The 13,359-nt window shown below is 34.8% G+C and carries 11 protein-coding genes and 1 pseudogene; 1 reads left to right on the top strand and 11 read right to left on the bottom strand.

What is annotated here, in order from left to right; all coding sequences use genetic code 11:
* Positions 1 to 8: 8 nt before the first annotated feature.
* The 11 genes and pseudogenes from H8744_RS16415 to H8744_RS16365 form a co-directional block, all read right to left on the bottom strand.
* On the bottom strand, positions 9 to 1,058 hold the full coding sequence (locus H8744_RS16415) for a polysaccharide biosynthesis protein (protein WP_262435882.1): 1,050 nt from the start codon (positions 1,056 to 1,058) through the stop codon (positions 9 to 11).
* Positions 1,034 to 2,056 (bottom strand): glycosyltransferase, encoded by a 1,023-nt coding sequence (locus H8744_RS16410; protein WP_262435881.1) that lies wholly within the window; start codon positions 2,054 to 2,056, stop codon positions 1,034 to 1,036. Before H8744_RS16410 ends, H8744_RS16415 begins: the two co-directional genes overlap by 25 nt.
* Entirely contained in the window at positions 2,049 to 3,257 is a 1,209-nt protein-coding gene (locus H8744_RS16405; RefSeq protein ID WP_262435880.1) for a glycosyltransferase, read from the bottom strand. Before H8744_RS16405 ends, H8744_RS16410 begins: the two co-directional genes overlap by 8 nt.
* Positions 3,257 to 4,312 (bottom strand): EpsG family protein, encoded by a 1,056-nt coding sequence (locus H8744_RS16400; RefSeq protein WP_262435879.1) that lies wholly within the window; start codon positions 4,310 to 4,312, stop codon positions 3,257 to 3,259. Before H8744_RS16400 ends, H8744_RS16405 begins: the two co-directional genes overlap by 1 nt.
* Positions 4,312 to 5,523, bottom strand: a complete 1,212-nt coding sequence (locus tag H8744_RS16395) for a glycosyltransferase (RefSeq protein WP_262435878.1) — start codon at positions 5,521 to 5,523, stop codon at positions 4,312 to 4,314. The genes H8744_RS16400 and H8744_RS16395 overlap by 1 nt, the downstream gene beginning before the upstream one ends.
* A gap of 15 nt (positions 5,524 to 5,538) precedes the next feature.
* The gene (locus H8744_RS16390; RefSeq protein ID WP_262435877.1) at positions 5,539 to 6,720 is read right to left on the bottom strand and encodes a glycosyltransferase; all 1,182 of its coding nucleotides are present in this window, start codon (positions 6,718 to 6,720) and stop codon (positions 5,539 to 5,541) included.
* An 8-nt stretch (positions 6,721 to 6,728) separates the two neighbouring features.
* Entirely contained in the window at positions 6,729 to 8,057 is a 1,329-nt protein-coding gene (locus H8744_RS16385; RefSeq protein ID WP_262435876.1) for a lipopolysaccharide biosynthesis protein, read from the bottom strand.
* 261 nt (positions 8,058 to 8,318) lie between these two features.
* On the bottom strand, positions 8,319 to 8,798 hold the full coding sequence (locus H8744_RS16380; RefSeq protein WP_262435875.1) for a UpxZ family transcription anti-terminator antagonist: 480 nt from the start codon (positions 8,796 to 8,798) through the stop codon (positions 8,319 to 8,321).
* Between the two features lie 7 nt (positions 8,799 to 8,805).
* Positions 8,806 to 9,330 (bottom strand): UpxY family transcription antiterminator, encoded by a 525-nt coding sequence (locus tag H8744_RS16375; protein WP_439649386.1) that lies wholly within the window; start codon positions 9,328 to 9,330, stop codon positions 8,806 to 8,808.
* 675 nt (positions 9,331 to 10,005) lie between these two features.
* Positions 10,006 to 10,523: pseudogene (locus tag H8744_RS16370) on the bottom strand (DDE transposase); the annotation flags it as partial.
* A 54-nt stretch (positions 10,524 to 10,577) separates the two neighbouring features.
* Entirely contained in the window at positions 10,578 to 11,768 is a 1,191-nt protein-coding gene (locus tag H8744_RS16365; protein WP_262435873.1) for a dicarboxylate/amino acid:cation symporter, read from the bottom strand.
* Between the two features lie 113 nt (positions 11,769 to 11,881).
* On the opposite strand from H8744_RS16365, the gene gnd reads away from it, so the two are divergent.
* Positions 11,882 to 13,357, top strand: a complete 1,476-nt coding sequence (gene gnd, locus H8744_RS16360; protein WP_262435872.1) for a decarboxylating NADP(+)-dependent phosphogluconate dehydrogenase — start codon at positions 11,882 to 11,884, stop codon at positions 13,355 to 13,357.
* The last annotated feature ends 2 nt before the right edge of the window (positions 13,358 to 13,359 follow it).

Below are 13,359 nucleotides of genomic sequence, written 5' to 3'. Positions count from 1 at the left end.
TATATTGATTATTCACTTCTAATTTCCAAGGTTTTCGCTTTCGCTTCTAACCCCATATCCTCTCGTACAAAACGTAATTTCATCAATAACTCTTTCGTCCCTTCTACATTAAGACGATGAGTATTGTGACTATGATAATCTTCTACCTTCGAAACCTCTTCATTGCCTTTAGTGAAAAACTTATCATAATTTAAATCACGAGTATCACAAGGAATGCGATAATAATCCCCCATATCAATAGCCCTCACCATTTCCTCACGTGTAACAAGCGTTTCAAATAATTTTTCTCCATGACGAGTGCCGATTATCTTTACTTCTGTTTCACTTTTATATAATTCTTTCAAAGCATAAGCCAAAGTTGAAAGTGTAGCCGCAGGAGCTTTTTGAACAAAAAGATCACCATTATGCGCGTGAGTGAAGGCATATATAACTAAGTCCACTGCATCATCCAAAGTCATCATAAATCGAGTCATATTAGGATCAGTAATAGTAATAGGTTTATTCTCCCTCATTTGCTCCACCCAAAGTGGAATAACCGAACCACGACTTGCCATAACATTTCCATAACGAGTACAACAAATCGTCGTTTTGGCTCCTTCACCTAATTCACGTCCTTTTGCCACAGCAACCTTTTCCATTAAAGCCTTACTCATACCCATTGCATTTATAGGATAAGCAGCTTTATCTGTAGATAAAACCACTACACTTTTCACGCCATGCTCAATAGCGGAATTTAACACATTTTCGGTACCTAAAATATTAGTCCTTACAGCTTCAACAGGAAAGAACTCACAAGAAGGGACTTGCTTTAGTGCAGCAGCACTAAAGACATAATCCACACCATTCATTGCAACATCCACGGAAGATTTATCACGTACATTACCGATATAATATTTCACTTTAGGATTTTGTAATGCATGACGCATATCATCCTGCTTTTTCTCATCCCTCGAAAATATACGAATTTCCTTAATATCAGAATCAAGAAAACGACGCAAGACTGCATTACCGAAAGAACCTGTCCCCCCGGTAATTAACAAAATTTTATTCTCAAACATTTATATATACATATTATATGATACAATAAAAATACAAATATTTTAACATTAAAAACAAGATATATAAGTTTCAAAAAAATATTTGCATATCGCGATATAGACCAAATAGGTAATATATGGCGTAAATTAATTTGATGATATATCTCATCAATCAAATTATAAGAAAGTGAATATTTAATCACTTTTACAATTGAAAGTATGATGTAAAGATTAGCATCCTGCTTTATCAGAGCCGAAGTTGGATATGAAATATCAAATGCAGGATTATTAACCAAATCATATAATTTTAATGCAACTCTACAATACGAGTGAGCTAATTTTATTTGATGTTCTACATTAACTTTATGAGTAACAGAATCTAAATTATACATCGCATAATTATAAACTATTATATCCAATACAATCGTTTTCTCACAATGTAATAGTATCTCTGTTATAAATAAAATATCTTCACCCCATATTTCTATCGGAAATCTAACACCTATATTAAGTAAAAAATCTCGTTTATATAAACAAAGCCAAGAAGAATAGTGAAATCCATACTTTTGTATTAATTCATCACCAGTCAATATAATATTATATTGATCAAAACTATGATTATAATCTCCATCCTTTGTACAATCATTATAACACAATCTATATTTATAAAAAATGAGTGAAATATCCCTATTCAAATTAGCTAATAAATAATGCAGACATCCTGGTTCTAAAAAATCATCAGAGTCAACGAACTGAATATACTCTCCAATAGCCTTATCTATACCGATATTACGAACCGTTGCAACTCCCTTGTTCTCCTGATTAATAAGAATTAAATTAGAAAATCTCGAACGAAATGATTCCACAATATCACTCGATTTATCTTTACTTCCATCATTAATAACTATTACTTCAAATAAATCAAGTGGAAGCTTCTGATCATAAATAGAGTCCAAACAACGGCCTATAAACTTTTCTGAATTATAAACTGGTATAATGATACTTAATACTTTATTCATACTTTTGATCTAGCTTATACAGGAATTCTGAAATTCTTTTTCCCTGAAAAATGTAATTTTTATTTTCCATAACAAATTTTTTTGCTTTCTCACCCATTATTTTAATACTATCACGTTCATTATATAATGTGATTATTTTATCAGCAATGCCCGCAGCCGTTTCGTCATCAATAATGTAAACATAAGAAAAGTATTCAAGAGGCATACCCGGCAATTGAGTAGTTAGTAAGGGGGTTCCAGAAGCCATATATTCTAAATTTTTTATTGGAAAAGAATATTTAGTAAATTCTTCTTTGGCACTTCTTGGATTTATTAGCAAATCGACTTCAGCTTGTCGCTTTACGATCTCTGAATTAGGTAATACTCCATTATAAAAAATACGAGAATCTAATTCATTAACCTTAAGCAAAAAGTCTCTTAATTCTCCATCTCCGTATAAATGCAATTCTATATCCTTATATGGTATATATTTAAAAGCATCAACTAATTTTTTTATACCATATTTTTCATATAATCCCCCCGAATACATTATACAAAAATTAGATGATTTCGAAGACTTCAATTGAATGGGATCAAAAAAACAATTAACAAGTCCTTCCATTACAATAAATGGTTTTTGATTTTTATTTACCACTTCATTCATTTGACTTGTTATAAAAACATACGAATCAAACTTCGATAAAAAAAGATTTCCTATATGAGCAGTTATAGTCGACAATGAGAAATGAGTCTGTGAACTTATTGAAGAAACCATACTCGGTAAATCGGTTAAAATCAAACAAGTCTTAACTCTAAATATCTTACTAAGTAATAAAATTGTAATACTTGGCCAATAAGAGAATATGTCACATATAATATGGCGTTCGTTCTTATTTTTTTTTGTTACCCAAATCCACTGTAAGAAGAAATATGCTGAAGACAGAATATGCAAAGCCGCTTTTATTACAGGTATTTTTATAAATGGCAAATAATGATAACAGATACCATCATATTGTTCGGAATTTAAAATCACAGTTCTGTTACTAATCCCAGATGCTGGTATTTCGGATAAAGCAGTAATATCAACTCTATTACACTTCAGTCCAGAGACTAACATCTTATGAAATTGCTGAATAGACTGCAAAGGCTTTATCTTACTTTTTTTATATATATAATCAAAAGAAGTTTTTGAACACACACAAGAAATAAACAAAAGTTTCATCACATTGCTAAATTAAAGAAAGTTTTGTAGACTGAATATTTTTCTATCCATGTAGGATCATTGAAAAAACCAATATAATCATAAAGCGTAATAAATATAACTAAAGTAAAAAGCAAAATTTTCACATACACACTTTTTATAACGCTGAAACTCAAAGGAATTAGCAATATCCCAAATATCAAAAAATATTGTCCTAATCTGGTTAACATTAAAATAATAGTAGCTAATGGAATAAAATAAAATCCGATATAATATAATTTAGAAGACAATAGTCCTTCCGAATTAAATCTCTTTTGATAAATTAAACAAATAAACAAAATAAGACTTTTTATAAATATAGCCCTTCCTTGACCTAATTCTTTTTCTTGTCCCATATATGCATCGGCATATTTAGGCAATTCTCCAAGAATATTTTTTATTATAAAAATTTTGATCTGTTCAATATAAATGAAAGAAGAAATAAACAGTAATAACAAAAGTAAAATATGCCAATACTTAAATGTAACATTCAAGTACATAAGTAAGCCAACAGGCAATAAAATCAAAGCAGTTGTATGAAAACTACTAGCTAGTAAAATGAAAAATATGTAGTGAAATATTTTTTTCTCCAATAGAAAGCCAAAAGAATAAACAAATATTATTATAGCCAATGATTGTCTTAACATTGACACATGAACCAACATATTATATGGATCAAAAACCAACAAAAAAATTGATAACCAATACCATTTTGGAGGAACATACTTTAATATAAAGTCACAAAAGACAATACAATAAATAAAAGACCATATAACTATAAGGAACTGAAAAGAAAAGGGAGAGCATAATCTATTAAAAAGTTCCCATCCATATTCTACTTGGGTATCTCTAATTCCATTTTTAATTTCATAAAACATTTGATTATATGCAAGATAATCGTTACCAAAATCATAACGAAAAGCAAGTGCAAAAAATAAAAAGAAAAAAGCAACCTTTACAAATCTTTTGTCATTACAATAGTTTGCCAAATAACCACATAAGACCAAAAACAAGTTAAAACAGGTGATAATTATCATTACATATTTACAATGGAAGAATATAAATCTAAATATTTTTTACACATAACATCTGACGAATAAACGGAAATAGCTTCGACTGAAATATTCTCCTTTGGAGTTGAATCGCTCATCCATTTCCTTACCATACTTTCCAATAAAGACAAATCACCATACTCTACAAAATTGGAATAATTTGAAAGCGCAATTTCTTCCGGACCACCACACTTAAAACCTACAATCGGAGTTCCACAACATAAACTTTCTGCACATACCATTGAAAAAGTTTCTCGTTTACTAGTCAATAAAGTTAATTTGGCAGCAGAATAATACATAGCTAAATCATCTTGATTACTTACATGTCCAACCATCAACACATTACTTGGAATATCTAAATTACCATTGTAAGCACCAACAACAATGAAAAGAAAAGATTTTAATCTTTTCGCTAATTGAATAACATACTCTCCTCCTTTCAAAGGAGAACCAAAGTCGGGTGTTACGTGCAATATAAAAGGCACTTCAGATAAACCATGTTTAATAGCCAAGATATTAGAATGTATATAATGAAAACATCTGACATCAACTCCATTCATTATTATAGAAAACTGAGCTTTCGAAAAAAAAGGAGATTGCCTTGCCCTACTATCTGTCCATGCAGATACAGAGGTCACCCATAATTTAGAAAATTCAGAAAAAGAGTCATACATTAATTTCCAAGCTAAAGCTGTATTATCAAAAAATACGGAATGAGTAGCCTCTTTCAAGTTAGGGCATTTTCCACATCCAGTTTTCCAACGATTACAATCATAAGCATGATCACAATTACCAGTAAAAGTAATATCAGCATGATTCGTTACAACTGTATTGATTCTACGGAAGGCCAAAAAGCGTATAAGCATATAAGGATTCACATAATTACAATTCATGCAATGAAGATGTACTATATCAGGCTTTATCTTAAGAATCCATCTGATTAACAATAATGTCTCCAAGAATGAAGAACAAAATCTTATCCCTAATATCCTTGTAAAATATGAATAACAAATCGAGAAAAATTCGAAAGATATTTTCCTTATTTTCAATGGATTTTCAATACTCCATTTTCTTTTTCCTCGACCATATACAACATATGAGTCATGCCCTGCAAATGATAAAAACTCATGAATGCTTTTTACTAGTTTACCCGTACTTCCCTCAGAGTAAAATATATTAATATTTATAATTCTCATTTTGATGCATTACTATTAAATAGAACTAAATCTAGTAAGTAACTCTTGCAAACCTTTTCCTTTTGATTTTAAATTTTGTTGCAGTAACAATTCCGCACTTTGAATATTGTCAACAAAGCAACAAGACTTAGCTTTTTTTAAAACCTGCTGAAATAGTACCCTTTTCATTTTCTGTTTAAATGGTCCAACAATGAATCCAAAAGAAAATATGCAATACAAAAGGAACATATTATTACAATGATATTTTACTCGAGTAGCAGTACAATAATTCCGCCAAAAACTTTTATACCTCCACAGTGTATTTCCGACAAAACGCATTAAGCTATAATATTTTAAGTATTCAGGAAAGATATCCCTAATTGCAGCAAGAGCAGAGTCGGCCCATATTGTCTCAACACTATAAAAATCGGGAACTTCATTATTCCATTCATACTTATCATGTCCTCTAAAATGAGGAGCTTGATTCAAATTTCCAGTATGCTTACCTGTAGCAGAGTCCGCAGAGCCACTTGTTGAACAAATACCAGAAATAGTCAATGGGTAATCTATAATCAGAAGCTTTTTACACATCAGAGATAAAGCAATTGAACTATAAATATCAGGTGATAATCCACCAATATAATAGCCAGACTTCTCTTTTACATTTTCAAATATATTTCTTTTAACAAAACCATGATAAAATTTCGCAAGATTAAAACTGAGATAATCGACACATCCACCTTTAAGAAACGATTTTACACCTTTATCTGGATTTACAAAATAACAATCATCACTCATATCATAGATATCAAGCCTACCATTGTCTATTCCGTTTAATGAATTTGGCCAAAAATAAACAGCCCGCAAACTTGGAGTAATGGCATCAATATCATGTTCGTACGCCCATTCCAAAAAGTCAATAACTTCTGTATTTATACCATCATCATCACCTATTGAACAGACATAAACTCCCTTCGCTGCCTCTAATCCCCGGTTGAAATTTTCAACAAAAGATAACACTTCTGAAGTATAGTTATAAACCAATCTTTTATCAGACTCATATTGAGAAATAGCAGAAAGAAGTTTATCTTCATCACTATTATCCTGAATCACCAACTGAATTTTATCTGATTTAATTTGAAGAATCTGCTCTATTGATTTTGCAGCATAATATTGCCTATTCTTGGTCGGTATTATAATTGACAAAAGAAATTCCATAAACTATTTTATTTAAGCCAAATACCTTTAGCTTTTAGATTTATTTTTTTACTATACTGAATATGATTAATAATAGCTGCAGGTAAATTAACTATTCCCAATGCTAATGCCATTCCAATAATTCCATACTTATTAAGTAAATAATATGACAAAGGAATAAATAATATGCTCTCTGCTACCACTATATATAATTGCAGATTTAATAAGTTCATGCCATTCAGAAAATTTGAATACAAAGAACTATATATCAATACATAAAAGTAGATAGCCATTGTTAATATTAATGGAAAAGGAACAACTATAGAATCACCAACCCAAAATAATATAATATATTTTGCGGCAGAGATTAGAATTATTACAACCAATAAAAGAATTAATAAAATAACTCTCATTCTTTTCATTGCTTTTTTAATCCATTCTAATTCATTTTTCACATATGCTTCATTTACAGCATTCCACATTGGAGAAAAAACAATCGTTGATACAAAAAAGATACAATTAAAATATTTATATACAATATTAAATGGAGTCACTTCATCAGGTGACAAAACCTGTGATATTATAATATTGGAAGCAGTATAAAGTATCAAACAACTTAATTGTATTAAAAAAAATTTAGTCCCTAATGTCAATAATTGATTTATACATTTGATTTTTATATATTTAATATTGGGACTAATTTCTTTATATAAAAAAGAAAAAGTTATTGGATAAAAAAATAATAAAACTATCATTGGAGAAAAGGAATAAATAATCGAAATTCCTTCAAAGCCTCCGGACGGATAATAATTTATTAAAATCCAAATAAATAATAGAGACAGCAATTGAGATAATAACCCAATAATATTATTTATGACAGGCAATTGTTTGGCAAAATAGACATATGTAATAACCTTCAAAAAGAAAGATACACAGACACTAAAAACTACATAAAAACTGATTACCGATATTTTTTGCCCTAAATCTTCATTGACATTAAATATTGTTGTAAACGATAAAAAATTTTCAACTACCACAAACAATATAAAAAGAGTTATAGAAATTATCATTAACGAAAAAAAAGTTGTACTCACATATGTTCGTGAACTTCTAATATCACCAAAAGCTAATGATTCTGACAATTTATTTCTTAACCCATTACCCAATCCAACATCAAAAAAATCAAGCCATGATAATACAGAACTGATAGTCAACCAAACACCATATTCATATGAACTTAAATAAGTTAATGTCAGTGGGACAATTATTAATGATATTAATATTGTTAATAATTTTACAGCAAAAGAAGCAACTACATTTATTACTATTTTTCTATTCCTTGATCCCAAAACAATCATTTGCTTAGCATATACACTTTTTACATATTAAAATAATCAGGCAATTTTTACTTTATACTAGAAATCTGTTCTCGACATTTTGTAAACACTCATTGTATAGCTACAATACCCTTGTAGGTATCATAGTTTATATTGTATCATTTTCTGATTAATAATTAAGTTACTTGACAATACCTATGCAAAGCCTTTGATAAGCGTTAGAAAGTACCTTCTTTGTATACTATACAGGAACAATACCATACGAAAAGCTTTCATCTATTTTTATATTTCATTCCACGGATACGGATTCTCCTCCATCCCCTTCAGCAGCTCCACTATTTCCGCCTCATCGGGGGTAAGGTCTCTACCACTCCAGCCATGGATGATCTCACGGGCTTCACGGGCCAAATCCTCGTCGAACACCTCACCATAACAGTAGGTCAGCAACTGTACTTTTAGCAATGAGCCGGGCAGCTTGTCGAATACCTCCCAGCAGCGATCCAATACATGCTGAATACGCTCCTGCTTGTCACCGTCGTTGTAAAGAGTTGCATTATAACCCATCAGAAGAGCCAGACACAACGAAGCTTCTTCCTCGGAAGTGGAGCCACGCTGAGTGTACAAAGCATTGGCCTGATGAAAAACGTCACGGTTCAAACGGGTGAAATGGTCGCTATAGATGGGACTCTCGTCCATACCTAAATAAAGGAGTTCATGCGCGGAAGCGTACAAAGCGGAAATGTTTGATTCTAAGGGGTTCATACTTATGTTATTTTTCTATTATCGGTTCTACAAAAGAGGGATGGACAAACGTGGTGGCAACGGCCATGACGCCTTCAATGGAGACTACCACACGACGGTCGTTACGAACACGGACAAACTCGCCTTCGACCCCTGCAAAGATGCCACCGGTGATGCGGACACGAGTACCTTTGCGAATCGACAGCTCGGAAGGCTCAAAGTAGAGTACGGCCTGATCGTAATTACCGGAAACGGCCATGAAACTGCGCATCTGAGGGTCGGGGACGACAATCGGGCTATGGCATTCGCGGTCCATGATATAGCGGATAGGAAGCAAAATGCCGCGCGTCTCCTTGATGGCATCAATCCGGCTACGGGAAGTACGGACAAAGACCAGGTTGTGAATGGCAGGGACCAACTTTCGCACGCGCCGGCCGGCCTTCACGATGTACTCGTAGCGCATTGGAATAAAATTCTCTATATTCTCGGAATTGAGATATTCCTGCAAGGCAAGCTCGCGACCATAGGTTATACGCAAGGCATACCAATGGATGTCAGTTAATTCGTTCACGTCAGGATGTTCTTTGGGGACACCGGAGTAGCGAAATACCTCCCGGTTAAGTTATGTAATGCGGATTGTGTTATGTGACTCCGTGCATCCATCTTATCTCATGTGCCTCCACTATCTCAGAAGGAGGAGCAAGAAATAGTTATTTTAGCGCAAACCAAAGTAATTTGCTATAAACGAAGAGGTTAGAAGCTAAAAGTGTTTCAATAGACGTTCGTTTAATGGCACGCTTTTTTTCTAACATTTCCGAAGGAGTTTTCATCAGAATAATGTGTTAAGATCATAAATTAGAACATTAATATAATATGCTGTTTTACTGATATATACATACTTAGATTCTCACCAACAACAAAAAAAATATCAAAATATTTTGTTGAATCGAATATACCCTTTACCTTTGTGCCATTAAACGAACGTCTATTGAAACACTTTTTCTCCCCGTTTTTTCACATTACCGTCAAAAAGTAAGCCCCAATAAAATGGGATATTCAGTAAATGTCTTTAAAAAGTAAGATGGCATATGAATATGACTTGCTAATATCATCTCATATGCTATTTTTATTATATATATTTTCTCTCTGACCTAAAATCTTATCCGTTTGGGCATGATGTTCCGGAAGAAGCTTGACAACTTCTTCTAATAGATTCTTTATAATCATGCTATGAGGCTTTCTGCTGGCTGTTTTTGATTTTATCAATCATTAACATGGCGTTTGCCGTATGTATTCCAAAAAAAATCCACAAGATTTCCGTTTTCCTGTTTCGTGCTTTGATTTTCGATAGCGAGTAATGCTGTTTTTGCGTACTGGAATTGCCTTCGAGCCTGGTGGCTCTTTCCCTCGAAAGTTCCCTCCTGAGTATCTTTCTCACTGTCTCGTCCTTTGCAGCTCTTCCCTTGCGTACAAAGGATGTTGATATCCCATATTTTGTACAGAATTTCCGTTGGCATTATTGGCGTATATGGAATCGGTAGCCACACATCTTACCCTTACATTCATCAGCTTCTGTTGCATACGGATACAGTCTTTCAGACGTGCGCCCTCATTGAATGCCTTGAAAGAGACGTGTTTGATGAACGAGATCCCGTCTATCTGTATGTTGCTCACCTTTGCACCGAACTTGACAGATTTTGTCTTCTTGCCCCTTACGATAGGGTGTACATAATGACGGTCAATACTGTTTCATTGTTGTTGTAAGGGGTGGGGATTAATGGGGCTTTTGATCTCCTCCCATTATGATTGGGACGTTTCCTCTGTCTTTTTATTTGTTCTACCCATCAGTTTATCTATAATCAGTGCAATCGCTCCATCGCCTGTGACGTTGCAGGCCGTTCCGAAACTATCCATTGCGATGTATAGTGCGATCATTAATGCCTGAGCCGATTCGTCAAATCCGAGCATCGATTGTAGAATTCCTAAGGATGCCATGATTGCTCCTCCCGGGACTCCTGGTGCTGCTACCATGGTGATACCGAGCATAAAAATGAATCCAGCAAACAGTGGGAAGTCATAGGGCATACCTTGCATGATCATCAATGCCAATGCACACGCTACAATTTTCAATGTGCTTCCTGATAAATGGATCGTGGCACACAGCGGTATGACAAATCCCGCAATATCAGCCGATACTCCGTTTTTCTTGGTCTGTACCAATGTGACAGGGATGGTAGCCGCGGATGACTGTGTTCCTAAGGCTGTAAAATAAGCCGGCAACATCCGTCCCAACAGCTTAAAAGGATTGTGGTGGACAAATAATGCTGCAATGCAGTATTGGAAAACCAGCAGAAAAATATGCAATACAAAGATCACCCCGATGATTTTTATAAAGACCATAAGTATTGAGAATACTTGACCGGAATGGGTCATATTCAAAAATATGCCGAAGATATATAACGGAAGGAGAGGGAGAATAACTGAACTGATCATTTTCACAATGATGTCTTGGAAATCCCTTGCCACATTTTTCAGTGCATTGCTATTAAGTGCGGCAAGCCCTAGTCCCAAAGTGAAAGCAAGTATCAGTGCAGTCATTACATTCATTAAAGGGGGAATGCCTACAGAAAAATAGGGCAGGATGCCTTGAGCTTCGCTTACTTCTTCCAGTGACTTTCCCGGTTCGATAAGCGCAGGGAATAAAGAAGCGCCTGTAAAAAATGAAAGGAACCCTGAAAATAACGTGGCTCCATATGCTATAAGAGCAGTGACAAGCAACATTTTACCCGCACCTTTTCCGATATCAGCGATAGCTATGGTGACTAATCCTAAAATAATAAGAGGAATGGAGAAATTGAGGAACTCTCCGAAGATACTATTAAATGTTACAAATACTCTCACTAATGGAGCAGGAAAGATATTACCAATGGCAATTCCTGACAAAATGGCAATAATAATGCGTGGCAACAAGCCGATGTGTATCTTCTTCATAATAAATTTTGGTTTAAACTTTACAAAAGTAGCAATTTTCTTTAAAACACCTGAACAAAATCAGAAAGTATCTGTTGTTAATATAAACAAGTTATTAGATAAATCTTACAATTATGTCAATACAGAATAAAACAGATATCGGGTTGATAGGCTTGGCCGTAATGGGCGAAAATCTTGCCTTAAATTTGGAAAGTAGAGGCTGGCATGTATCAGTTTATAATCGTACTGTTCCTGGCGTAGAAGAAGGTGTTGTAGAACGTTTCATTAACGGACGTGCCAAGGGACTTAATATTGAGGGTTTTACTGATCTTGCAGATTTTGTAAATTCCATCGCTTTGCCTCGAAAGATTATGATGATGGTTCGTGCCGGCAGTGCAGTGGACGAACTAATGGAACAACTTTTCCCTTACCTTTCTCCTGGTGATATTTTGATTGACGGTGGTAACTCTAACTTTGAAGATACCAACCGTCGCGTAGCAGTGGCCGAATCGAAAGGTTTCCTTTTCATCGGTAGTGGTGTCTCGGGGGGAGAAGAAGGTGCCTTGAATGGTGCTTCTATCATGCCTGGAGGTTCCGTGGCGGCATGGCAGGAGGTAAAACCTATTTTGCAAAGCATAGCTGCAAAGGCACCGGACGGTACGCCTTGTTGTGATTGGGTCGGTCCGGCAGGTTCCGGCCATTTTGTGAAGATGATCCATAATGGTATCGAATATGGTGATATGCAACTCATTGCCGAAGCATATTGGGTAATGAAAAGGTTGCTGGACTTGGATAATGAGGAAATGGCTGATATTTTTGCTCATTGGAACGAGGGGAAGCTTCGTAGCTACCTGATTGAGATTACAACGAACATTCTGCGTCATAAAGATAAGGCCGGTGGTTACTTGTTGGACAAGATACTCGACTCGTCCGGACAAAAAGGAACGGGGAAATGGTCTGTAATCAATGCCATGGAATTGAACATGCCGCTTGGATTGATAGCAACTGCGGTTTTTGAGCGTAGTTTGTCGGCCCAAAAGGATTTGCGTGAATTGGCATCCCGGCAGTTCCCTAACAAACATACCCAGGCGGTATACAACAAACCTGAATTAGTGAAGGAGATTTATGCGGCATTGTATGCTTCTAAATTGGTTTCTTATGCACAAGGTTTTGCTGTACTACAGAAAGCGTCCGATTCATTCGGTTGGAATCTCGATTTATCATCTATTGCTCGTATGTGGCGCGGGGGATGTATTATCCGGAGTATTTTCCTGAACGATATTGCTGCTGCTTTTGAAACTGAAGACAAGCCGAAGCATTTACTTCTTGCTCCTTATTTCCGGGATGAGATCAAGGGATTACTTCCTGGGTGGAAAGGTTTGGTGGAGCAAGCCATGCGTGAGGAGCTTCCTGTTCCCGCCTTCTCATCTGCATTGAATTATTTCTATTCACTGGTTTCGGCAGATCTTCCTGCTAACATGATACAGGCACAGCGTGACTATTTCGGTGCGCATACCTTTGAACGCAAAGACGAACTTCGAGGACAATTCTTCCATGAAAATTGGACGGGCCACGGAGGAAATACGAAATCGGGTACTTATAACGTATAAAA

This window comes from Jilunia laotingensis, assembly GCF_014385165.1.
Classification (GTDB): domain Bacteria; phylum Bacteroidota; class Bacteroidia; order Bacteroidales; family Bacteroidaceae; genus Bacteroides; species Bacteroides laotingensis.
This window is presented reverse-complemented; position numbering and strand designations above follow the sequence as displayed.

Coding starts and splice junctions, on each gene's coding strand:
- H8744_RS16415 (WP_262435882.1), bottom strand. CDS start 1,058: ATGTTTGAGAATAAAATTTTGTTAATTACCGGGGGGACAGGTTCTTTC.
- H8744_RS16410 (WP_262435881.1), bottom strand. CDS start 2,056: ATGAATAAAGTATTAAGTATCATTATACCAGTTTATAATTCAGAAAAG.
- H8744_RS16405 (WP_262435880.1), bottom strand. CDS start 3,257: ATGAAACTTTTGTTTATTTCTTGTGTGTGTTCAAAAACTTCTTTTGAT.
- H8744_RS16400 (WP_262435879.1), bottom strand. CDS start 4,312: ATGATAATTATCACCTGTTTTAACTTGTTTTTGGTCTTATGTGGTTAT.
- H8744_RS16395 (WP_262435878.1), bottom strand. CDS start 5,523: ATGAGAATTATAAATATTAATATATTTTACTCTGAGGGAAGTACGGGT.
- H8744_RS16390 (WP_262435877.1), bottom strand. CDS start 6,720: ATGGAATTTCTTTTGTCAATTATAATACCGACCAAGAATAGGCAATAT.
- H8744_RS16385 (WP_262435876.1), bottom strand. CDS start 8,057: ATGATTGTTTTGGGATCAAGGAATAGAAAAATAGTAATAAATGTAGTT.
- H8744_RS16380 (WP_262435875.1), bottom strand. CDS start 8,798: ATGAACCCCTTAGAATCAAACATTTCCGCTTTGTACGCTTCCGCGCAT.
- H8744_RS16365 (WP_262435873.1), bottom strand. CDS start 11,768: ATGAAGAAGATACACATCGGCTTGTTGCCACGCATTATTATTGCCATT.
- gnd (WP_262435872.1), top strand. CDS start 11,882: ATGTCAATACAGAATAAAACAGATATCGGGTTGATAGGCTTGGCCGTA.